This is a genomic window from Tabrizicola caldifontis (assembly GCF_004762095.1).
Classification (GTDB): Bacteria; Pseudomonadota; Alphaproteobacteria; order Rhodobacterales; family Rhodobacteraceae; genus Tabrizicola; species Tabrizicola caldifontis.
Window position 1 is genome coordinate 113623 of the sequence record NZ_SIJH01000014.1, and the last position, 21408, is coordinate 135030.

Annotated in this window: 20 protein-coding genes and 1 pseudogene; 13 read left to right on the plus strand and 8 right to left on the minus strand. The window is 66.7% G+C overall.

What is annotated here, in order from left to right; all coding sequences use genetic code 11:
* Positions 1-28: 28 nt before the first annotated feature.
* The gene (gene cueR / locus EYB42_RS13220) at positions 29-436 is read right to left on the minus strand and encodes a Cu(I)-responsive transcriptional regulator (protein ID WP_135450593.1); all 408 of its coding nucleotides are present in this window, start codon (positions 434-436) and stop codon (positions 29-31) included.
* A 12-nt stretch (positions 437-448) separates the two neighbouring features.
* Positions 449-2914, minus strand: coding sequence for a heavy metal translocating P-type ATPase (locus tag EYB42_RS13225; RefSeq protein WP_135450594.1), 2466 nt, complete (start codon positions 2912-2914; stop codon positions 449-451).
* A 165-nt stretch (positions 2915-3079) separates the two neighbouring features.
* On the opposite strand from EYB42_RS13225, the gene EYB42_RS13230 reads away from it, so the two are divergent.
* A complete protein-coding gene (locus EYB42_RS13230; protein WP_135450595.1) occupies positions 3080-3268 on the plus strand; it encodes a heavy-metal-associated domain-containing protein in 189 nt (62 codons plus the stop codon).
* Positions 3269-3288: 20 nt separating this feature from the next.
* The gene (gene copM, locus EYB42_RS13235) at positions 3289-3729 is read left to right on the plus strand and encodes a CopM family metallochaperone (RefSeq protein ID WP_135450596.1); all 441 of its coding nucleotides are present in this window, start codon (positions 3289-3291) and stop codon (positions 3727-3729) included.
* A 57-nt stretch (positions 3730-3786) separates the two neighbouring features.
* Here the strand turns inward: copM and pyrF are convergent, their stop codons facing one another.
* Positions 3787-4476: an orotidine-5'-phosphate decarboxylase gene (gene pyrF, locus EYB42_RS13240; RefSeq protein WP_135450631.1), complete on the minus strand. Its 690-nt coding sequence runs from the start codon at positions 4474-4476 to the stop codon at positions 3787-3789.
* A gap of 82 nt (positions 4477-4558) precedes the next feature.
* Here pyrF and EYB42_RS13245 point away from each other — a divergent pair, with 82 nt between their 5' ends.
* From EYB42_RS13245 to EYB42_RS13290, 9 genes and pseudogenes are all read left to right on the plus strand, one after another.
* Complete coding sequence (locus EYB42_RS13245; RefSeq protein WP_135450597.1) at positions 4559-5431, plus strand: ROK family protein; 873 nt, start codon at positions 4559-4561, stop codon at positions 5429-5431.
* Positions 5422-6147, plus strand: a complete 726-nt coding sequence (locus tag EYB42_RS13250) for a copper homeostasis protein CutC (protein WP_135450598.1) — start codon at positions 5422-5424, stop codon at positions 6145-6147. Before EYB42_RS13245 ends, EYB42_RS13250 begins: the two co-directional genes overlap by 10 nt.
* A 9-nt stretch (positions 6148-6156) precedes the next feature.
* Positions 6157-6930, plus strand: a complete 774-nt coding sequence (locus EYB42_RS13255; RefSeq protein ID WP_135450599.1) for a hypothetical protein — start codon at positions 6157-6159, stop codon at positions 6928-6930.
* A gap of 274 nt (positions 6931-7204) precedes the next feature.
* Entirely contained in the window at positions 7205-8047 is an 843-nt protein-coding gene (locus EYB42_RS13260; protein WP_205909990.1) for an SDR family NAD(P)-dependent oxidoreductase, read from the plus strand.
* Positions 8048-8084: 37 nt separating this feature from the next.
* The gene (locus tag EYB42_RS13265) at positions 8085-9149 is read left to right on the plus strand and encodes a D-TA family PLP-dependent enzyme (RefSeq protein WP_135450601.1); all 1065 of its coding nucleotides are present in this window, start codon (positions 8085-8087) and stop codon (positions 9147-9149) included.
* 39 nt (positions 9150-9188) lie between these two features.
* Entirely contained in the window at positions 9189-9512 is a 324-nt protein-coding gene (locus EYB42_RS13270; RefSeq protein ID WP_135450602.1) for a RidA family protein, read from the plus strand.
* A gap of 142 nt (positions 9513-9654) precedes the next feature.
* Positions 9655-10572: pseudogene (locus EYB42_RS13275) on the plus strand (LysR family transcriptional regulator).
* Between the two features lie 116 nt (positions 10573-10688).
* Entirely contained in the window at positions 10689-11834 is a 1146-nt protein-coding gene (locus tag EYB42_RS13285) for an alanine racemase (RefSeq protein ID WP_135450605.1), read from the plus strand.
* A gap of 42 nt (positions 11835-11876) precedes the next feature.
* A complete protein-coding gene (locus EYB42_RS13290; protein ID WP_135450606.1) occupies positions 11877-12659 on the plus strand; it encodes an SDR family NAD(P)-dependent oxidoreductase in 783 nt (260 codons plus the stop codon).
* A 16-nt stretch (positions 12660-12675) separates the two neighbouring features.
* Here EYB42_RS13290 and EYB42_RS13295 read toward each other — a convergent pair whose 3' ends face one another.
* Both EYB42_RS13295 and EYB42_RS13300 read right to left on the minus strand, forming a co-directional pair.
* Complete coding sequence (locus EYB42_RS13295; RefSeq protein ID WP_205909991.1) at positions 12676-13818, minus strand: amidohydrolase/deacetylase family metallohydrolase; 1143 nt, start codon at positions 13816-13818, stop codon at positions 12676-12678.
* 18 nt (positions 13819-13836) lie between these two features.
* Positions 13837-15282: an aldehyde dehydrogenase family protein gene (locus tag EYB42_RS13300; RefSeq protein ID WP_135450608.1), complete on the minus strand. Its 1446-nt coding sequence runs from the start codon at positions 15280-15282 to the stop codon at positions 13837-13839.
* A gap of 220 nt (positions 15283-15502) precedes the next feature.
* Here EYB42_RS13300 and EYB42_RS13305 point away from each other — a divergent pair, with 220 nt between their 5' ends.
* Positions 15503-17035: a M81 family metallopeptidase gene (locus EYB42_RS13305; RefSeq protein ID WP_135450609.1), complete on the plus strand. Its 1533-nt coding sequence runs from the start codon at positions 15503-15505 to the stop codon at positions 17033-17035.
* A 93-nt stretch (positions 17036-17128) separates the two neighbouring features.
* Here EYB42_RS13305 and EYB42_RS13310 read toward each other — a convergent pair whose 3' ends face one another.
* From EYB42_RS13310 to EYB42_RS13320, 3 genes are read right to left on the minus strand one after another with little or no spacing between them, the layout of a single operon-like run.
* On the minus strand, positions 17129-18097 hold the full coding sequence (locus tag EYB42_RS13310; protein WP_135450610.1) for an ornithine cyclodeaminase family protein: 969 nt from the start codon (positions 18095-18097) through the stop codon (positions 17129-17131).
* Between the two features lie 17 nt (positions 18098-18114).
* A complete protein-coding gene (locus EYB42_RS13315) occupies positions 18115-18906 on the minus strand; it encodes an SDR family NAD(P)-dependent oxidoreductase (protein ID WP_135450611.1) in 792 nt (263 codons plus the stop codon).
* 20 nt (positions 18907-18926) lie between these two features.
* Complete coding sequence (locus tag EYB42_RS13320) at positions 18927-20066, minus strand: hypothetical protein (RefSeq protein WP_135450612.1); 1140 nt, start codon at positions 20064-20066, stop codon at positions 18927-18929.
* Between the two features lie 259 nt (positions 20067-20325).
* On the opposite strand from EYB42_RS13320, the gene EYB42_RS13325 reads away from it, so the two are divergent.
* Positions 20326-21207: an NAD-dependent epimerase/dehydratase family protein gene (locus EYB42_RS13325; RefSeq protein WP_135450613.1), complete on the plus strand. Its 882-nt coding sequence runs from the start codon at positions 20326-20328 to the stop codon at positions 21205-21207.
* Positions 21208-21408 lie beyond the last annotated feature (201 nt).

Here is a 21408-nt window from a genome sequence, read left to right on the forward strand (position 1 = left end):
GTTTCCTGTCGGCGAAAGGGGCATCTGTCTAATGCTTTGTGACACCCGTTCCCTGTTCCAGGTCGGCTAGGATCGGGCAGTCCGGCCGGTCATCGCCGCAGCAGGCATCGGCCAGGTGGCGCAGGGTGTCGACCATCGCCTGCATCCCGGCAATGCGGTCCTGCAGCTCGGCGATCTGGGTGGTTGCGATGTGCTTGACATCGGCACTGTGCCGCGACCGGTCGCGCCAGAGGGCAAGCAGTTCCTCGATCTTCTCGACCGAGAATCCCAGGTCGCGCGCGCGGCGGATGAAGCGCAGGATCTGCACCTCGGTCTGGCCATAGACGCGGTAGCCGGATGCGGTGCGCCCGGCGGCGGGTATCAGGCCGATGGATTCGTAGTAGCGGATCATCTTTGCCGAGACGCCCGAAGCTTTCGCTGCCTGTCCGATGTTCATGGTGTGGCTCCTTCAGGCTGGGGTTGCGGGGGCAAAGCGGCGCAGGCGCAGCGCGTTGCCAAGGACGAAGACCGACGACAGCGCCATGGCCCCGGCGGCAAAGACCGGCGATAGCAGGATGCCCCAGAAGGGCCACAGCACTCCGGCCGCCACGGGCACCAGCGCGGTGTTGTAGGCGAAGGCCCAGAACAGGTTCTGCCGGATGTTGCGCATCACCGCCCTGGAGAGCGCGATGGCGTCGGAGACGGCGGTCAGCCGCCCCGACATCAGCACCACGTCCGCAGCCTCGATGGCGATATCGGTGCCGGTGCCGACGGCGATGCCCACGTCGGCCTCGGCCAGGGCGGGGGCATCGTTGATGCCGTCGCCGACGAAGGCCAGACTGCCGAGGGATTTCAACCGGCGCACGGCATCGACCTTGCCCTCGGGAAGGACCTCGGCCACCACCTCGTCGATGCCGAGCTGGCGGGCGATGGCCCCGGCGGTGCGGGCGTTGTCGCCGGTGATCATTGCGACCTTGAGGCCCATCCGGTGCAGGGCTTGGATTGCCCTTGGGGTGGTGGGCTTCACCGGGTCGGCCACGGCGAGGATGGCGGCAAGCCGGCCGTCGATGGCGGCGTAAAGCGGCGTCTTGCCCTCGTCCGCCAGCCGGGCGGCGGTGTCGGAAAAACTCGCCACGTCGAGACCGAGCCGGGCCATGTAGCGGTCGGCGCCGACCGCGACCCGGTGCCCCCCCGCCGTGGCCTCGACCCCGTAGCCGGTGACCGAGGCGAAGCCGGTGACCTCGGGCAGGGTCAGCCCCTCGTCAACCGCCGCTACCGCGATCGCCCGGGCGATCGGGTGTTCCGACTTGTCTTCGACTGCCGCGATCAGTGCCAGAACCTCGGCGCGGTCGAAGCCCGGCGCGAGGGAAAGGTCGGTCAGCCGGGGCTTGCCTTCGGTCAGCGTGCCGGTCTTGTCGAGCGCCACCACCGCCACGCCCTGCAGGGCCTGCAACGCCTCGCCCTTGCGGAAGAGGACGCCCATCTCGGCCCCGCGCCCGGTGCCGACCATGATCGAGGTCGGCGTGGCCAGGCCCATGGCGCAGGGGCAGGCGATGATCAGGACGGCGACGGCGTTCACCAGCCCGAAGGTCAGGGCAGGGGAGGGGCCGAGGGCCAGCCAGACGAGGAAGGTCAGGACAGCGATGCCCATGATCGCCGGGACGAACCACAGTGTCACCCGGTCGACCATCGCTTGGATCGGGAGTTTCCCGCCCTGCGCCTGTTCGACCATGCGGATGATCTGCGCGAGGAGCGTCGCCTCGCCCACGGCGGTGGCGCGGAAGGTGAAGGCGCCGGTCTGGTTGACCGTGCCGCCGGTCACCGTGCTTCCTGGCGCCTTGGCCACCGGCAGGGGCTCGCCCGAGATCATGCTTTCGTCGACCCAGCTTTCGCCTTCCGTCACCGTGCCGTCGACCGGCACACGCTCGCCCGGGCGGACCTCGACCAGATCGCCGGGGCGAAGATCGGCGACGGGCACCTCCACGGCCGCGCCGTCGCGGACCAGGCGCGCGGTGCGGGGTTGCAGGCCGATGAGCCGCCGGATCGCCTGCGAGGTGCGGCCCTTGGCCCGCGCCTCGAGCAGGCGGCCCAGCAGGATCAGGGTGACGATGACGGCGGCGGCCTCGTAGTAGACGTTCACCGTGCCGCGGGGCAGGAGGCCGGGCAGGAATGTTGCGACCAGCGAATAGCCGTAGGCGGCAGATGTCCCCACCGCGACAAGGCTGTTCATGTCGGGCGCAAGGCGGAAGAGGGCGGGAAAGCCCTTCAGATAGAACCGCCGACCGGGACCCAGAAGGACCAGCGTGGTCAGCGCCCATTGCAGATACCAGCTGTTCTGCATGCCTATGGTGTTCATCACCGCCATGTGCACCCAGTCGAAGAGGTGCCCCCCCATCTCCAGCAGGAAGACGGGCAGGGTCAGGGCGGCGGCAAGTGCCAGGTCGCGGCGGAGGGTCGCTTCCTCGGCGTCCTTTCGTGCGGCGAGATCGTCGGCGGCCTGGCCGGCAGGCGCAGCCGGATGGGCCTGATAGCCCGCGCCCTCGACTGCTTGAATCAAGGCGGAAGGATCGGCCCGGCCAGTCACGCTGGCCCGTTCTGTCGCCAGGTTCACACTGGCCGATCTCACACCCGGCACGGCGGCCAGAACCTTTTCCACCCGCGCCACACAAGAGGCGCATGTCATTCCCTCGACCACCAGATCGACCGTGCGTTCGGGCACGTCATAGCCCGCACCCTCGATCGCCTTTGCCAGTATGGCGGGGTCGAGGCCCTGGCCGGTGACCTCGGCCCGTTCGGTTGCCAGATTCACGGATGCCTCGCTGACGCCCGGCACCGCCTTCAGCACCTTTTCCACCCGTCCGACGCAGGAGGCGCAGGTCATGCCCTCGACGTGCAGCGTCACGTGTTCGGTGCCGGGCTTGGTCTGGATGTTCATGGCGGCGGTCCTTTCCTGAGGCTTCCGCAGACCCAGATAGGCCTTCCCATCATGGGAAGGTCAAGGGGCCTTTCGACATGCCGCCATCACGGGCTTGTGCTCTTGACCTTCCAACGGTTGGAAGCCCTATCTCACGCTGACGAGGCAACACGAACGGAGACAGTCGTGCAATTCCACATCGAAAACATGACCTGCGGCGGCTGCGTCCGCGGTGTGACGCGGGCGATCCATTCGGTGGACCCCACGGCCGAGATCAACGCCGATCTGGCCACGCACAAGGTAGAGGTCGCCACCCAGGCTCCGCGCGAGCAGCTGGTCGCCGCGCTGACCGATGCCGGGTTCCAGCCCGCCTGAAAGGAAACAGGGAGACAGAGATGCAGAAGAAGATACTCGCTGCTTCGGCAGCCGTGGCAGCCATCGTCGGCGGACTTGCACTTGCGCAGACGATGGACCATTCGATGATGGACCATTCCGCCATGGATCACTCTGCCATGGGAATGGCGGACATGGGCGTCGCCAGCGCCGGCCATGCAGCGATGATCCCGCCGGAACTGGCCGGCAACCCGGCTGTAGTGGCCTATGCCGCCGCCATGGACAGAATGATGGCGGACATGATGATCCCCTATACCGGGGATGCCGATGTCGATTTCGTCCGCGGCATGATCCCGCATCACGAGGCCGCCGTCGCCATGGCGCGGATCCAGCTGGAACACGGGACCGATCCCGAGATTCGCAAGCTGTCGGAAGAGGTGATCGCGGCGCAGGAGGCCGAGATCGCCATGATGAAGGCTTGGCTGGCGGCCCGGGGGCTGTAGGTCACGGCGCGTTCATCGCTTCCTTGCGGTCGCTCTTCGCCCGTCCAGGAGCGGCGGTCAGGGCAATTCGGCGATCACCGCGCGGGCTGCCGCCGCCGGGTCGGTGGCCTGCCAGATCGGCCGGCCCACAACGATGTGATCCGCCCCTGCGGCGATGGCCTGGCGTGGCGTGGCGGTGCGCTTCTGGTCACCCGTTGCCGCCCCCGCCGGGCGCACCCCGGGGGTGACGATCAGCCTGCCCCGCGACTGCGGCAGCGCGCGGATCATGGCCGCCTCCTGCGGGCTGGCGATCACGCCATCCGCCCCTGCCTCGAATGCGCGGGCGGCGCGTTCGAGGGTGATGTCGCGGATATCGCCGGGCTTGATCAGGTTTGCGTCCAGATCGGCGCGGTCAAGCGAGGTGAGGATCGTCACGGCAAGGATCTTGAGCCCGCTGCCGCCCTTGCCGGTCGCGGCAGCCGCAACGACCTGGGGGTCGCCGTGGACGGTAAGGAAGTCAAAGTCGTATTGCGCAAGGCCCCGCACCGCCGCCTCGATCGTGGCGCCGATGTCGAACAGCTTCATGTCGAGGAACACGCGCTTGCCCTGTTCCTGCTTCAGCTGGTTGGCCAGTGCAAGGCCGCCCCCCGTCAACATGCCGAGGCCGATCTTGTAGAAGCTGACTGCGTCGCCGATCCTGGCCACGAGGTCGAGGCCCTGCACCACATTCGGCACATCCAGCGCCACGATAAGTCGGTCATCCGCAATCATCTGCGTCTCCACGATGGGGTCGTGGCGGTTTGACGGGGCCTGCCTGGCCTGTCAAGACTGGCGCAAACGGAGGGGCGGGATGATCCTGGCATTCGATATCGGTGGCAGCCGGATCAGGGCGGCGGCGTGGGACGGGCGGCTTCAGCCGCTGGGCGAGGTTCCGACCCCTGCGCAGGACAAGGCGGCCTTCGCTGCGGCGATCGCGGGCTTTGCCAAGGGGCGGGCCGCCTCTGGCATCGCCATTTCGATTGCCGGTGTGGTGGATCCGGTGACGGGGGTCGGGAAGGTGGCCAATATCCCTGCCATAGACGGCCTGGCGCTGGGTCCGGCCTTGCAGGAAGCCACCGGCCTGCCGGTCATGGTGCTGAACGATGCCGACTGCTTTGCCCTGGCCGAGGCAGGCCACGGGGCGGGAAAGGGGCATGGCACGGTGTTCGGGGTGGTTCTGGGCACGGGCGTCGGCGGTGGGCTGGTGATCGGCGGGCGGGTGGTCACGGGCGAGGGCGGTTATGCCGGGGAATGGGGACACGGCCCGGTGATCCGGGGGGAATTCGCCTTTCAATGCGGCTGCGGGCAGGTGGGCTGCATCGACCCGATCGGCGGTGCGCGCGGGCTGGAGCGGTTGCACCGCAAGCGCACGGCAATGGTTCTGGACTCGGAGGCGATCATTGCCGAATGGCTGGCGGGTGATGCCGAGGCCGGGAAAACCATGGCGCTCTGGCGCGAGCTGGTCTCGGGCCCACTGGCGATGGTGGTGAATGTCGTCGGCGCCGATGTGGTGCCGGTGGGCGGGGGCCTCAGCCGGGCGCCGGGGCTGGTTACCTGGCTGGACGAAGCGGTGCGGGCGGGCATCCTGCGGCGGACCACGGCGCCGCTGCTGGTGCCGGCCGTATGCGGGGCAGATGCGGGACTGCTGGGCGCAGCCATCGCAGGGCAGGCGGCATGGGGGTGACGACCAGGGGCGTGATCGTCGAGGTCTGCGTGGACAGTTCGGCGGGTCTCGCGGCGGCGGTTGCGGGCGGTGCGGACCGGATCGAGCTGTGTTCCGCGCTGGCGCTGGGCGGCTTGACGCCCTCGGCCGGGTTCATCGCCGAAGCGGCCGGATGCGGTGTGCCGGTCATGGCGATGATCCGGCCACGGGCAGGGGGCTTCGTCTGGACGGAGGCGGAACTGACGGTGATGGAGGCCGATATCGCGGCGGTACGGGCGGCCGGGCTGGCGGGCGTGGTGCTTGGGGCTTCCTTGGCGGACGGGCGGCTGGACGGGCCTGCGCTGCGACGCTTGATTGTTGCGGCCCGAGGGCTGGATCTGACGCTGCATCGCTGTTTCGATCTGGTTCCGGATATGGACGCCGCGCTGGAAGAGGCTGTCGCGGCAGGGTTCCGGCGCATCCTGACTTCGGGCGGGGCGCCGACGGCGGCAGAGGGGGCGGTGCGGATCGAGGCGCTGGTCCGGCAGGCGTCGGGGCGGGTCGCGATCATGGCAGGGTCGGGGGTGACGGCCCGGACGGCAGCTCTGCTGACAAGTCTTGGCGTTCGCGAGGTGCATTCGTCATGCTCGGAAACCGTGCGGGTTGCGGGTAATGGTCCGGCAATGGGTTTCGGGCCGGAAATGGAGCGCCGGACCAGTGCCGCGCTGGTCAGGGCCCTGAGGCTGGCTGTCGGGTAAGGAGCAGGGATGAACATCACAATGACATTCGAGCGTCCCGAGGAAGGGCCGGGATCCGGACCGTTGACCGTGGGCTGGTTCCTGACGCAGGACAAGGGGGCGGTGCTTTACGACCCGCCCGAACGGGTGGCGATCCGCCCGCCGAACCGGGCGCATGCCAAGTCGGCCAGCCGCTGCCCGGCGGTGATCCAGCTGGAAAGCCGATACTTCATGGTGAAATGCCCGTTCGACCTGCACATCGGCTTTCAGCGTGACGACAAGGGCAGGGCCGTGCTGGTCAACCGGGCGGGGGCGGCAAGCCCGGTGCGCCCGGCCAAGCTGAACGAGGTGCTGACCCTGGTGAACGAAGCGGAATGGCGCTTCCCGGATCGGCCAACGCTGCAGCTGCAACTGCCTTACTGCTTCATCGCCGACGAGCCGGTCTACCTCAGCCAGTTGTCAGCCTTTGCGCATTACCGCCCCGATCCGCTGCCCGGCACGATCTTCGGTGGGCGCTTTCCGGTCTCGGTCTGGCCGCGGCCGCTGATGTGGGCCTTCGAATGGCACGAGCCGCAGAAGGATCTGATCCTGCGTCGGGGCGAGCCCTTATTCTATGTGCAGTTCGAGGGGATGGACCCTTCGCGTCCGGTGCAACTGGTAGAGGCGGAGAAGACACCGGAGCTGATGGCCTATCTGGAAAAGCTGTCGGGTGTGGTGAACTACGTCAACCAGACGTTCAGCCTGTTCAAGGCGGCCGAGGAACTGCGGCCGAAAAGGCTGCTGGTGCCCCTGTCGCGCCAGTAGGAACGGTCCCGGCAAGGATCGCACGAACCTTCGCCCTGCTGCGGATCAACCGCACGCAGGAATTTGCGCCGCGTGCGAGGCCGGCCTGCACCGGATCGATGCGCGCAAGCCGGACAGGCCCAGGACAGGAAGGAACCGCGTGTGGGGCGCAATGGGCTTTACCAGACCGGGGCCGGGGCCATAAGGTTGCCTGGCTTCGTGATCGGCTGTGTCGTCAGGGGAAGACCGTCAGATGTCGCCGCATTCCGAGCCATGACATGAAAGGAGAATACCCGTGCATCCGGCTCTTGAAAGGGGCGGCGTTGCCGTCATCACCGGCGGGGCATCCGGCATCGGGCTGGCCGCCGCCAGACATCTGGCCCGCCAGGGCCTGCGGGTCTGTCTGGCCGATCTGGGGGACGCGCGGCTTGCCGCGGCACGGGCCGCGCTGCTGGCCAAAGGGGCGGCCGAGGACGCGGTGATGACGGTGCCGACCGACGTGGGCGAGCGTGCACAGATCGCGGCGCTGGCCGATCGCGTGACCTCGACCTGGGGGGCGGTCAACTTCCTGATGAACAATGCCGGCATGCAGCCCGGCAGCTCGATCTTCGATGCCGAGGGCAACTGGGACCGCATCATCAATGTGAACATGCTGGGCGTCATCCGGGGGTCGCAGATCTTTGCGCCGGGGATGATTGCATCGGGGCAGCCGGGACTTATCGTCAACACCGGGTCCAAGCAGGGTATCACCACGCCGCCGGGTGATCCGGCCTACAATGTCTCGAAGGCCGGGGTGAAGGTGTTTACCGAGGCGCTTCAGCACGCATTGCGCAACACGGCGGATTGCAGGGTCGAGGCGCGGCTGTTCATTCCGGGCTTCGTGTTCACGCCGCTGACCGCCGCTGGCCGGACCGAGAAACCTGCCGGCGCCTGGACGCCGGATGAGGTGGTGGCGTTCCTTTTCGCCGCTCTGGAGCGCAGCGATTTCTACATTCTCTGCCCCGACAACGAAGTCGATCGCGCCACCGATGAAAAGCGCATCCTCTGGGCCGCCGGCGACATCGTCGAAAACCGCCCGCCCCTGTCGCGCTGGCATCCGGAATACAGCGAGCTGTTCAAGGAATGGCTGAAGATCTGATCCTGGCCTGTCGCCAAGCACCGGAAAGAAAAGCAACATGCCCGCTACCCTCGACAGTATCGAGACCCCGGCCTTCGTCGTGCGCGAGGCTGTCGCCCTCCACAACATCACGGCGTTCCAGCGTCATTGCGACCGGGTGGGTCTGGCGCTGCGCCCCCACATCAAGACGCACAAGCTGATCCGCTTCGCGAGGGCCCAGATCGAGGCCGGTGCGCGCGGCATCACCTGCCAGAAGATCGGCGAGGCAGAGGTCATGGCCGATGGGGGGCTGGACGATATCCTGATCACCTACAACATCCTTGGCCCACAAAAGCTGGCCCGGCTGCGTGCCCTGTCGGACCGTCTGGCGCATCTTGCCGTGGTGGCCGACAATGAAACCGTCGTCGCGGGGCTTTCCGGGGCCTTCGCGGGTGCATCGCGCCCGCTGGAGGTGCTGGTGGAATGCGACACGGGCGGCCGGCGCTGCGGCGTCCAGAGCCCCGCCGAAGCCCTGTCGCTGGCCCGGCGGATTGCCGAAGCCCCGGGGCTGCGCCTGGGCGGGCTGATGAGCTATCCCGCCGCCGGCGGAGCCGCCGAGGCGGCAGCGTTCCTGACCGAAGCGCGCGACCTGCTGCTGCACGAGGGGATGCAGTGTCGGGTCGTAAGTTCAGGGGGGACGCCCGACATGTGGCGTGCCGAACCGCATGGCGTGCTGACCGAATACCGGGCGGGAACCTATATCTACAACGACCGTTCGCTGGTGCAGCGCGGCACCTGCACCTGGGACGATTGCGCGGGGCACGTCCTGGCCACGGTTGTCAGCACCCCAACACCCGACCGCGCGGTAATCGATGCCGGGTCGAAGGCCCTGAGTTCGGACCTGCTGGGGCTGACGGACCACGGGCATGTCCTGGGCCATCCGGAAATCCGGATCACCGGGCTGAGCGAGGAACACGGCGTGCTGCTGGTGGATCCTGCACGGCCGCTGAAGATCGGGCAGAGGATCCGCGTCGTGCCGAACCATGTCTGTGTCGTCTCGAACCTTTTCGACCGGATCTGGATCGAGGCCGAGGATGGAAGCCTGGAAGAGGTCGCGGTGGATGCGCGCGGATGCGTCACCTGACACCCGAGACAGGCACCAGATACGGGGAGACAGCGGAAAATGACCAGCAGACGTTACGGATCGGGCCCAAGCGGCGCCGGCAAGCAACCCTTGCCCTTCGCCCGCGCGGTCTGGCCGGACGGCTGGCGTTATGTCTCGGGCCAGGTGGCCTCGGAAAACGGCGAGATCGTCGGGGGCGGCATCATCGCCCATTCCCGTCGCGCGATCGAGAAAATGACCGCCATCCTGCATGAGGCCGGCTATGGCATCGAGGATGTGGTGCGGGTCGGCGTCTTTCTGGACGACCCCCGCGATTCCTGGAGCTTCAACGCCGTATATGCCGAATGCTTCGGCGAGAATTCGCCCGCCCGTGCTGCCGGATAGTCGCGGATGATGTTCGACTGCAAGATCGGGATCGACTGAGGGGCCTTCAGGGCCGACCGCAAGGTCGCTGCGCAATAGACATCGGGTCAACGTGTTGTTTACTGTCCTGCGCGGAGGCGGACAGAACCAAGGAGTTGACGCGATGGAAAGCCGATGGCTGGAAGATTTCCTTAGCCTGGTCGATACGCGCAACTTCTCGCGGTCAGCCCAGGCGCGCTATACGACGCAGCCTGCCTTCAGCCGCCGCATCAAAAGCCTGGAGGAATGGGTCGGCGCACAGCTTTTCAACCGCAGCACCCAGCCCATCACGTTGACCCTGTCGGGCGAGAGGTTTCGTCCGGTGGCCGAGGATGTGCTGCGCCGCCTGTACCAGGGGCGCGAAGAGGCCAGGCGGATCGGGGACGTCTCGTCACAGACCATCCGTTTTGCGGCGACCCACAGCCTGTCGCTGAACTTCTTCCCGGGCTGGCTGCGCGCGCTGGAGGTGCGCAGCCATACGTTCAACACGCGGTTGGACACAAGCCAGTTCAACGATTGCATCCACATGATGCAAAGGGGCGATTGCCAGTTCCTGATCAGCTACACCCATCCGGTGATCCCGATGCACCTGCCGCCGGAACATTTCAGCGCAAAGCTGGTGATGCGCGACAGGCTGGTGCCCGTGACCCTGCCCGACAACCGGGGCCAGCCGGTCGATCGCCTTCCGGGAACCGAGGACGAGCCGGTGCATTACCTCGCCTATACCGAAACCTCTGCGATCGGCCGCGTCGTCGAACACGTGATCGCCACCTGCTAAGAGCCCCTGCACCTGAAGCGGGTCTTCGTCTCGCAAATGGCGGCCGTACTGAAGGCGATGAGTTCGGAGGGCCGGGGCACGGCCTGGTTGCCGGAAAGCCATCTGACGCGCGAATTTGCCGAGGGTTCGCTGGTGCGGGCGGGAGATGAACGGTGGAACATTCCGGTGGACGTGCGGGTGATTCGGTCGCGCGATCCCCTTCCCGAAATGGCCGAGGAGCTTTGGGCGCTGCTGCCGGGGGACGAGGATACCGACTGGGGTTGATGCACCACAGGCATGATGCCTGCCGCAGCTTGCATTGGCCAGCATGGCGGTGGCCGGTCTAGCTTTCGGGGGTAGCCCCGATCGGATGCGGGGCAGATCCTGCCCCGGAGACTGTTATGACCACCCTTGCCAGTCTTGAAACCCCCTGTCTGATCCTTGATCGGGGTAGGCTGGAGCGCAACGCTGCCCGGATGACGGCGCGTTTCGCCGGCACCGGGGTGAAGCTGCGACCGCACATGAAGACGGCCAAATCCATTGATGTGGCGCGCATCGCGCTGGCCGGGAACTTCGGGGGTGTCACCGTCTCGACCCTGAGGGAGGCGGAATATTTCGCAGACCACGGGATCGACGACATCATCTATGCCGTGGGTCTTGTTCCCGACAAACTGCCCCGCATGGCCCGGTTGATCCGGCGCGGGGTGCGCGTAAGCGGGATCACCGATAGTCTGGCTCTGGCCGAGGCGATCAGCCGGGCCGCCGTCGCCGAGGGCGTCGTGGCAGAACTGATGATCGAGCTTGATTCCGGCGAGCGTCGCGGAGGCCTTGCCGCCGGAAGCGACGCGATCGTGGAACTGGGCCGGGCGCTGCACGATCTGCCAGGCACGCGGCTGGGAGGTGTGCTGACCCATGCCGGCAATTCGTATCAGTGCCGCAGTCTTCAGGCCTTGCAGGATGTCGCCGAGCAAGAGCGGCTGACCGCCGTGACCGCCGCTGCGCAGCTACGTGCGGCCGGTCTGGCTTGCCCTGTGGTCAGCGTCGGCTCGACCCCCACGGCGACGCACGGTCTGTCGCATGAAGGGCTGACCGAGATGCGCTGCGGCGTCTACCTGTTCGGGGATGTCTTTCAGCACGAGATCGGATCGCACGCGCTGGACGACATAGCGGTTTCCGTGCTGGCAACCGTGATCGGCCACCGGCCCGACCTGAACGCGGCGCTGATCGATGCGGGCGCGCTGGCACTGTCAAAGGACCGCAGCACAGGCGCCCCGGGGCTGCCCGAGGATGTGGGTTTCGGCATGATCATGGACGAAACCTGTTCGCACCGTATCGGGCGTGTGCGCGTCGGTCATGTCTATCAGGAACACGGGATGCTGGTCTGCGACGGCCCCTTCCCCTTTGACCAGCTGCAAGTCGGCACACGTGTGCGCGTACTGCCCAACCATGTCTGCATGACGGCGGCCATGTATGATGGCTACCGCGTGCTTGACCCGGCCGACCCGCGGCGCGTCGCGGATTACTGGCCGCGCGCCAACGGCTGGTGATCAGCCGGACCGCATTCGTCACCACGCAACGGGAGCACTGAAATGGGCGTCTTCGATCGCCTTCGTCTGGACGGCAAGACTGCATTCATAACGGGTGGAAGCCGGGGCCTTGGACGCGAGATCGCCCTTGGCCTGGCCGAGGCGGGGGCCGACATCACCATGGCAGCCCGAACCGCGGACAGTCTGGCGCGGACGGCGGCAGACATCCGGGCGCTGGGCCGGAAGGTCACGACGATCGTCGCCGACATGGCTGACCCCGCAACCTGCGAGGCCGCCTGCACCGCCGCCCTGGACCGGGCGGGGTGTTTCGACATCCTCGTCAACAACATCGGCGGCCGCCGGGTCAACATCGGGCTGGAGGAAATGGAGCTGCAGCAGTGGCACCAGCTTCTGGACCTGAACCTGACCTCGACCTTCCTGTGCTGCAAGCACATGGGCGGAGCGATGATCCGGCGCGGCACGGGCGGGCGGATCATCAACCTGGCCTCGATCAACGCGATGGTGGCCGGGCGCAATATCCAGGGCAGGCATTACGAGGCAGCCAAGGCCGGTGTGCTGATGCTGACGCGGTCGCTGGCGGTGGACTGGGCAAGGCACGGCATCACCGTGAATGCCATCTGTCCCGGCATCTTCGCGACCGAGCCGAACCGCATCTGGGCCGAGAAGAACCCAGCCATCATCGAGGGCTATGTCCAGACGATCCCCATGGGGAAGCTGGGCGATCCCGAGGATCTGGGCACGCTGGCGGTCTATCTGGCCAGCGATGCCGCGCGCTACATGACGGGCGCGGGTCTGGTGATAGACGGCGGATATACCTGCCTGTGAACGGGGGGGCGGGGGCTCAGCCCTCCCCGCCCTCGGCCCACCACTTGCCGCGCAGCACCATCCCGCGGCTGACCAGGCCGGTTTCAGCCACGATCACCTCGCCCGAGACATCGACATGTTCGAACCGGCCTTCGGCCAGTTCCAGGATCGTCGCATCGCCGGGCGTTCCCGGTCGCAGCGAGCCCAGTTCCGGCCGACGCAGGGCGCGGGCAGGGTTCTGTGTGGTGGCGCGGATCACCTCGGTCAGCGACATGCCCAGCGCCATGAACTTGGACATGACCGCAAGAACGTCGAAGGCCGGGCCGTCGCAGCACAGCACGTGCACGTCCGACGAGATGACGTCGGGCAGGATGCCTTCGGCCAGCATGGGGCGGGCGGACTTGAAGGAAAAGCCGCCGAAGCCGTGGCCGATGTCGAAGATGATGCCACGGCGGCGGGCTTCAAGGATGTCTTCGCGGATCCGGCTGCCACGGGTTACGGGCGCGTTGGGGAAGGGACGGAAGCAATGGGTCAGCACGTCGCCGGGACGCAGCGCCTCAAGCACCTCTTTCCGGCCGGGCGGGGGAAAGTCGATATGCGCCATGACGGGCAGGTCTAGTTCTTCGGCCACCTCGATGGCCAGAAGCAGCGGCGCCAGACCGGAACTGCCGCCGGCCCGCGCGCCGACCCGTGCCTTGATGCCCACGATAAGGTCCAGGTTCCTTTCGGCCAGCGCCAGGCATTCGCGGCTGTCCAGAAGGCGCAGATCTTCGCATTCGCCCATCATCACGTTCTTCGAGAAGGCGAAAATGCCGGGGAAGGAAATGTTGAGATAGGCCAGGATACGCGGTGCGGCAGGTTCGACGATGAACTTGCGCAGGCCCGCGAAGTTGCCCGCCCCGGCGCTGCCGGCATCGACGAAGGTGGTGGTGCCGCTGCGTCTGGCGATGGTTTCGGCATCGACGCCAAGCGAGGTGCCGCCCCAGTAGACATGACTGTGCATGTCGATCAGCCCCGGCGTGACGATGCGCCCCGCGACCTTTCGGACCTCGCGCGCACCCTGACCCAGATCGGGGCCGATGGCGGCGACCTTTCCCCCAAGGAAGGCCACGTCCGTCACGGCATCAAGGCCCTGATCTGGGTCGATCACCCGGCCACCCTTCAGCAGAAGGTCATACATCAATCTCTCCCCGTGGCATCAGTAGCGGATGCCGACATTCTTGGTCTGGACATAGCCCAGAAGCGCCTCTTGACCCTTTTCCCGGCCATAGCCGGAACGTTTCATGCCGCCGAACGGCGTTTCCACCCCGCCAGCCCACCATTCGTTGACATAGACCTGGCCGGCGACCAGGCGATCGGCCGTCCAGTGCGCCAGCCGAAGGTCACGGGTGTAGACGCCGGCGGCAAGGCCATAATCCGTGCCGTTGGCGATAGCGACCGCCTCTTCGGGCGTATCGAACGGCAGGACGACCAGAACCGGGCCGAAGAATTCCTCCTGCGCGATGCGCATGTCCGGGCGGACGCCCATGAAGATCGTCGGCGCCATGAAGTGGCCCCTCAGGCCCGGCACCCGCGCGCCGCCCAGGACCAGCGTCGCGCCTTCCGCCACGCCGGCGCGGCAGAGCGCCTCGACCCTGTCCAGCTGGCGCGCGTTGATCAGGGGGCCCATGTCACAGCCGTCGATCCCCGGCCCGACCTTCAGGGCGCGGGCCCGCGCGGCGATGCGATCCACAAGTTCGTCGTGGATGGAGCGGTGCACGATCAACCGCGCCCCGGCCGAGCAGATCTGGCCCGCGTGATGAAATATCCCGCGGGTGGCCGAGGCTGCGGTTCTTTCCAGATCGGCGTCGGCATGGACGATGGCACCCGACTTGCCGCCAAGTTCCATGACGCAGGGGATCACGCGCTCGGCCGCGGCGCGCAGGACGCTCTTTCCCGTTTCCACAGAGCCGGTGAAGACGATGTGGTCGATATCGTGATGGCTGACCAGGGCGGCGCCTGCCTCCGGGCCGTAGCCACAGACGATGTTGACCGCACCCGCCGGAACGCCGGCCCGATGGCAGGCTTCCGCCAGGAGGAAAAGACTTAGCGGAGAGTCCTCGGGCGACTTCAGCACGACGGTATTGCCGGTGACGATGGCGCAGGCGACCGAGCGCGCACCGACAGGCAGGGGGCCGTTCCAGGGAACGATCTGGGCGGACACCCCATAGGGTTCATGCGTCGTGTAATCGATGTAGCCAGCGCCAAGCGGGATCTGCCGGCCTTCCAGCTTGTCGGCGAGGCCGGCGTAATAGTTCAGATACCGCTGGGTCAGGGCAACCTCGGCCCGGCCTGCCGCCAGGGTCTTCCCGTTGTCGCGGCATTCGACCAGGGCGATCTCGTCGGCCATGTCACCCAGGTGGCGGGCGACCTCGATCATCAGGTCGCCGCGCCGGTGCGGGCGCAGGTCGCGCAGGACGCGGCTGTCAAAGCAGCGCCGGGCGGCAGCAACGGCGCGGTTGATGTCGGCTGCAGTTGCGCGCGCAACTTCAGCGATGGGTTCGTCCAGCGCGGGGTCGGTAACGGTGATCCGCGTGCCGTCGCCCCCATCGACCCAGGCCCCGTCGATATAGTTCTGCCAGTAAGGCCGAACCTGCTGTGCCATACGTCCTGCTCCTGCCCGGGCGGAACCCGCCGCCTCTGGCACGAGTATTTACCGGCATGGGGCAGGTGGCGAATGCCAAAAGCCGATCATGCCATGCCGCAAACGCATTCCGACCGGCCTTCATGCCGGCGGCGCATTGGTCTAGACCGTCCTTGCATTGGCCGGTCAGGCGCGGGTCGGACTATCGTTCACCCAAGCGAACTGGACCGGGAATGACGAAATGACAAGAAACGCGCCCCGCCGAGTTGCCATTCTCGGGCTCATGCTCGAAAGCAACCGCTTCGCCCCGGTCATCAGTGAAGACGATTTTCTGAAGCGGGTCTATCTGGTCGGCGACGAGATCCTTGAGGATCTGTACAGCCTGGAACCCAAGCTGCCAACCGAGATCCGGGGTTTCCGGGCCGAGATGGACAGCCGAGGGAACTGGCAGCCGGTGCCGATCCTTGTCGGCCTGGTCGAAGCGGGCGGGCCGATGGACCATGCCTTCTTCGAGACGGCGATTCAGGAAATCCGCACCCGGCTGACAGCGGCGCTGCCGGTGGATGCGGTCTACATCTCGAACCATGGCGCGATGATCACGACCGAGAATGCCGATCCAGACGGGGAAATCTTCGCTGCCGTGCGCCAGATCGTCGGGCCGGAGGTGCCGGTGGTGGCAACGCTGGACCTGCATGGCAACGTGTCCGAGCGGATGGTGGAAAGCGTGGATGCCATCGTGGCCTATCAGACGAACCCCCATGTCGACATGCTGGATCGGGGGCGCGACGCGGCGTCGATCCTGCACGAGCTTTTCGCGGGCATGAAGCCCGAAGTGGCCTTCGTCCGCCTGCCGCTGGTGCCGCCGACCGTAACGCTGCTGACCGAGGCCGGGCCCTATGCTGACATCATGCGTTTCGGCCAGTCGCTGCGGGATGACAGGATTGCCAACGTCTCGATCCTGGGGGGATTTGCCTACAGCGACACACCGAAGAACGGCCTGGCGATCATCGTGACGGCGCGCGAGCGCGATGGCAGCGCGCGTCGGGTCGCCAATGCGATCGCCCGCCATGCCTGGAGCCAGCACAAGCGGTTCGTGCCGCACCTGACATCGCTGGATGAAACCGTGCGCAAGGTGCTGGAGGTGGGGGCGGATCCCTCGTTGCCGGCGGTTATCCTGGCCGATGTGTCCGACAACCCGGGCGGCGGCGGCAATGGCAACACGATGTGGATTCTCGAGGCCCTTTACAAGGCGGGGGCTACCGGCGTGATCGTCGGTGTCATCAACGATCCGGCCCTTGCGCAGGAGGCCGCAAGGCTTGGGCAGGGCGCGCGGTTCCGGGCGGTGTTCAACCGGGTGCCGCCGGACGAATTCTCGCAACGGTTCGAGGCGGATGCCCGGGTGGTTTCCATCCGGGATGGCGATTGCGTCGGCCGGCGCGGGTTCTATGCCGGTCGGCGGATGAACCTTGGCCTTTCGGTGCTGCTGGATCTGGGCGGAATCCAGGTGGTAGTCATCTCGATCAGGACGCAATGCGCCGATCCGATCTTCCTGGAGATGATGGGGCTGGACATCAGGGCAGCCCGGGCGGTGGTGGTCAAGTCGCGCGGGCATTTCCGCGCGGGCTTCGACGAATTCTTCGGCCCGGATCAGGTGATCGAGGTGGATGTGCCGGGTCTGACTTCGCCGGTTCTCACGCGGTTCGACTTCCGCAGGATGCCACGTCCGGTGTTCCCGATCGACGCCGAGGTGGACTGGACGCCCCCGCAGGATTGATGCAGGCCCTGCCGCATCCGAAAGCCCCGCCTCCCTGCCGGGCAGGCGGGGCTTTCTTGCTGCCGCGCGGGAGGAAGGCGCGACAGCGGTAATTCAGTAGGCAACCTCGGTTCCCCGGCCGGAGTCGCGTGCGCGCCTTGCTGCCAGATCGGCCACCACCAGATCCTGCAATGCAACCCCGGTGCCGTCGAAGAGGGTGATGTCCTCTTGCGATGTTCTGCCCCGGGCTGCTCCGGTCAGGACCTGGCCAAGGGGCACAAGGTCAGCCGCGCGGATCAGCCCTGCGGCATGGGCATGCTGGCATTCTCCGATGCTCACCGCTTGCGCGGCCTCATCCACAAAGACCCGCGCCGCGCCGACCAGCGCGGGATCCAGCTCCTGCTTGCCCCGCGTATCGGCACCCATTGCGCTGATATGGGTGCCGGGGCGGATCCAGTCGCGCATGAGGATCGGCTTTTGCGAAGGCGTGACCGTCACGATGATCTCGGCCGCGCGGGCGACGGCTTCCGGGGTACTTTCGGCCACGCAGTCGAACCCCATCTCCTGCACGACCCTTGCGAAGCGCGCTGCGCTTTCGGGCTGCATGTCCCAGGCGTGGACGCGGTCGATCCGTCGCACCGCCACCGTGGCACGAAGCTGGTGCAGAGACTGTCCGCCGGTGCCGATGATGCCCAGCACCGAGGCATCCTTCCGCGCAAGGCTGCGGGTGGCCAGCGCCGATGCGGCGCCCGTGCGGATGCCGGTCAGGTAGTTCGCGCTGACCAGGGCCGTTGCCCGGCCGGTTTCCGGATCGAACAGCAGGGTCGAGGACTGGTGGTTTGTCAGCCCCCGGCCAAGGTTGTGCGGCCAGTATCCACCCGCCTTGAGGCCAAGGAACGGAGCCGAGATATCGCCGCCTGCCTTCACGCCAAAGACCGCATCGGCATGGCCCACCACTTCGCGCACGACGGGGTAGTTGCGGGCCTCGCCCCGTGCCATGGCGGAAAAGACGCTGGCGACGGCCTCGATCGCGTCCTCGACGCTGACCAGTGACTGGGCAAGGGATTCCGAGATGATGAGCATGCCTGGGTTTCCTACTGCTATTCGAGGATGAATTCGCTGATCATCACGTTCATCCCGGCAAGCAGCCCGCCATCCACCGGAAGCGATACGCCGGTGATGTAACCTGCCTCGTCCGAGCCAAGGAACGAGACGGCCTTGGCGATGTCCTCGGGCTCGGCCACGCGGCCCATGGGATACCAGCGGGCAAGTTTCTGGAAGATCTGCGGATCCTTCTGCTGGCGGATCGTCCAGGTGATGTTGTCAGTGCGCACCGAGCCGGGCAGGACTGCGTTGCAGCGGATGCCGTGGCGGCCGTATTCCGAAGCTACAGATTGCGTCAGATTGATCAGGCCCGCCTTGGCGGCACTGTAGGCCGGGTTGCCGAAGTAGCGCACCGCGTTGACCGAAGAGATGTTGACCACGGCCCCGCCGCCGCGGGCCTGCATCCGCGGCAGGACCGCGCGCAGGCAATGGTAGGTTCCGTTCAGGTTGACGTCGATTTCCCTGTGCCATGATTCCAGACCGATCCCGGCCAGATTGCCGGCATCGGTAAAGGCCGCATTGTTGACCAGTAGCGTGATCGGACCCAGCGCTGCTTCGCAGGCATCGATGGCGGCAGTCAGCACGTCCATGTCCGTGATGTCGGCGCCGGTGGCAAAGGCGCGGCCGCCTTCGTCCTGGACGAGACGCGCGGTTTCGGCCACGCCTTCGGCATCAAGATCGATCACCGCGACCGAGGCCCCCTCGCGCGAGAGATGCCGGGCGATGGCGCGGCCGATGCCATGGGCGGCACCGGTCACAAGGGCGATTGTCTGGTCATGTCTGGGCAAGGTGTCCTCCGGTCGGGATGTCACAGGGCCGCGGCAATCCAGTCGAGAGACCGGAGGCGCATGTGCCCGTAGTTGTAGAAGGAGATCCGGTCCGCCCCGGCGGCGCGGGCGGCCGCGATGCAGGAGGCAAGCTCGGGCGCGCCGGTGACATGCGGCCAGGTTGGACGCAGGATGAAGCCAAGGCGGGCCTTCGGGCCGGCAGTGGCGCGAACCTCGGCCATGTCTTCGGCGATGGCTTCCGGCCCACGCTGGTAGGCCGTCACCTCAAGCCTGTCCGCCGAGCTGGCCAAGGCAGCAAGATCACTGCCTTCGCGCCAGGCCAGGCTGTTCGGGGTCTGGGTCGAGGGGATCACGGACAGGCCGATGTCACGGGGCAGGGCGGCGCGGATCTCGGTGATCAGGCTGGTCACGGTATCGGCGCGCATGGCCAGGAAGGCGGCCCAGTCCGTATCCGAAGGCAGGTCGGGCAGGGGCGCGGCGTCATCGGCAAGGAAGGCATCCAGCGCGTTGCGCGACTGCGCCGCAAGTGCCTGACCGTCAATTCCGGCCTGGCGTGCGCGGGCAAGGCAGGCCGGGCAGAAGCACATGCCCAGCAGCGTTTCAGCCGCGGGCGTCAGTTCGATCAGTTCGAATTCGTGATGGTGGCCATGCCGATAGGTCTGGAAGCCCGGTGTTTCGATCGCGATCTCGCGCACGCCCGGCTGGGCGGCCGTGTCAAGGCATAGGGCAGTCAGGTAATGACGCACCTCGGGTTGCGAGGGGCAGAGGGCGTTCACCAGCACATCTCCGAATGGTGTCTGGCAGGCCAGGTCGGGATGCAGGGAGCCCAGTCGCGAATTGTGCAGGCCCACGGTCCAGGCGGTCACATGAAGGTCGGGGGCAGCGCGGGTCAGGTCGGCCAGGGCATCATGCTCATCAACCAGACTTGCGGCCAGCGGTTGCAGCCGGCCGTAGCGCGACGGATCGGGCCGGAAATACACGGTCCCGTCCTGGGGAAAGATGACGCGCCCATGGGGGGAATGGGGTCGCAGGAACTTGCCGGCGTGATAGGCGGTCGCCACCGACACGGCGTTCAGCCCGGCACCGGTCAGCCGTGCGGCGACCTCGGCGGTGCCTTCGTCCTGAAGATCCCAGGGATAGACGAACATGCCGCGCAGCATGGCGCGCCCTCCTCTGCCTGCGGTTCAGCGCAGACTGCCGTGCGGGGCAGCCCCCGTCTCTGTCGCCAGATTAGGCGCCTGTGCTGCGCGCAACCAATGCCATGCCGGTATGACGGCATTCGGTAAACGCATTCGCCTGTGCCCTACGGTTGGGTTACTGTCAGGAAGGCCCATCGCTCGCGAACCGCGACGGACGCGCTGGGGAGCAGCCGGAACGGTTCTGCTTGAGCGATGGCCAACTTGCAGGGAGGACCGCAGAATGAAGAACATCGTCGTCACCGGCGGCAGCGGGAAGGCGGGCCGGGCGGTCTGCCGGCATCTGGTCGAACGCGGCTACACGGTGCTGAACGTGGACATGGCGGCATCCCCCGATCCGGTCTGCCCGCTGCTGAAGGCGGATCTGACCGATTTCGGGCAGGTCATGGACGCGATGCAGTGGACGGGCGGCAAGGACCATCCGTTCCGTCAGTTCCGGACGCCCGATGCGGTCGTGCATCTGGCGGCGATCCCCGTCCCGGACACCACGCCCGAGGAACTGACGTTCCGCAGCAATGTCGTGTCCACCTACAACGTCTTTGACGCGGCACTGCGTGCGGGGGTCCGGCGCATCGTGTGGGCCTCGTCCGAGACGACGCTTGGCCTGCCCTTCGGTCCGGCGAACCCGCCCGCCTATGCGCCTGTGGACGAGGACCATCCGATGCGCCCCGAAAGTGCCTATTCGCTGTCCAAGGATCTGGCGGAAGAGATGGCGCGGCAGATGGCGCGCTGGAACCCCGGGACGACCTTCATCGGCCTGCGCCTGTCCAACGTGATGGAGCCGCATGACTATGCCCGCTTTGCCGGCTGGCAGGACAATCCGCGGTTCCGCGAATGGAACCTCTGGGGCTACATCGACGCACGCGATGCCGCGCAGGCGGTGCGCCGGGCGCTGCATGTCGACATGGAAGGGGCGGACCATTTCATCATCGCCAATTCCAATACGGTCATGACCCGCGACAGTGCGGATCTGATGGCCGAGGTCTTCCCCAACGTCCCGATGCGCGCGGCCGTCGCCGGGCGGGCCACGCTGCTGTCGATCGACAAGGCGCGTCGGATCCTTGGCTACGAGCCGGAGTATGACTGGCAGGGGCCGAACGGCTGAGCCGCGCCGGGAAGCGGGCGGGATTGGGGGCGTCCGGCCGCAAAGTCGGGCGCCTTTGCCTTTCAGGACGGAGGGCAGAAACCCCTTGATTTCCAATATTATGCAGGGACCACATACCCCCATGCGATTATTCAATTTCGTTTGAGGCGGCATAGCCTGCACAGTGAAGCCATCAAGATCGGCCGCAAGAAGCCGGTTCTG

Coding starts and splice junctions, on each gene's coding strand:
- cueR (WP_135450593.1), bottom strand. CDS start 436: ATGAACATCGGACAGGCAGCGAAAGCTTCGGGCGTCTCGGCAAAGATG.
- EYB42_RS13225 (WP_135450594.1), bottom strand. CDS start 2,914: ATGAACATCCAGACCAAGCCCGGCACCGAACACGTGACGCTGCACGTC.
- copM (WP_135450596.1), top strand. CDS start 3,289: ATGCAGAAGAAGATACTCGCTGCTTCGGCAGCCGTGGCAGCCATCGTC.
- EYB42_RS13245 (WP_135450597.1), top strand. CDS start 4,559: ATGATCCTGGCATTCGATATCGGTGGCAGCCGGATCAGGGCGGCGGCG.
- EYB42_RS13250 (WP_135450598.1), top strand. CDS start 5,422: ATGGGGGTGACGACCAGGGGCGTGATCGTCGAGGTCTGCGTGGACAGT.
- EYB42_RS13255 (WP_135450599.1), top strand. CDS start 6,157: ATGAACATCACAATGACATTCGAGCGTCCCGAGGAAGGGCCGGGATCC.
- EYB42_RS13265 (WP_135450601.1), top strand. CDS start 8,085: ATGCCCGCTACCCTCGACAGTATCGAGACCCCGGCCTTCGTCGTGCGC.
- EYB42_RS13270 (WP_135450602.1), top strand. CDS start 9,189: ATGACCAGCAGACGTTACGGATCGGGCCCAAGCGGCGCCGGCAAGCAA.
- EYB42_RS13285 (WP_135450605.1), top strand. CDS start 10,689: ATGACCACCCTTGCCAGTCTTGAAACCCCCTGTCTGATCCTTGATCGG.
- EYB42_RS13290 (WP_135450606.1), top strand. CDS start 11,877: ATGGGCGTCTTCGATCGCCTTCGTCTGGACGGCAAGACTGCATTCATA.
- EYB42_RS13295 (WP_205909991.1), bottom strand. CDS start 13,818: ATGTATGACCTTCTGCTGAAGGGTGGCCGGGTGATCGACCCAGATCAG.
- EYB42_RS13300 (WP_135450608.1), bottom strand. CDS start 15,282: ATGGCACAGCAGGTTCGGCCTTACTGGCAGAACTATATCGACGGGGCC.
- EYB42_RS13305 (WP_135450609.1), top strand. CDS start 15,503: ATGACAAGAAACGCGCCCCGCCGAGTTGCCATTCTCGGGCTCATGCTC.
- EYB42_RS13310 (WP_135450610.1), bottom strand. CDS start 18,097: ATGCTCATCATCTCGGAATCCCTTGCCCAGTCACTGGTCAGCGTCGAG.
- EYB42_RS13320 (WP_135450612.1), bottom strand. CDS start 20,066: ATGCTGCGCGGCATGTTCGTCTATCCCTGGGATCTTCAGGACGAAGGC.
- EYB42_RS13325 (WP_135450613.1), top strand. CDS start 20,326: ATGAAGAACATCGTCGTCACCGGCGGCAGCGGGAAGGCGGGCCGGGCG.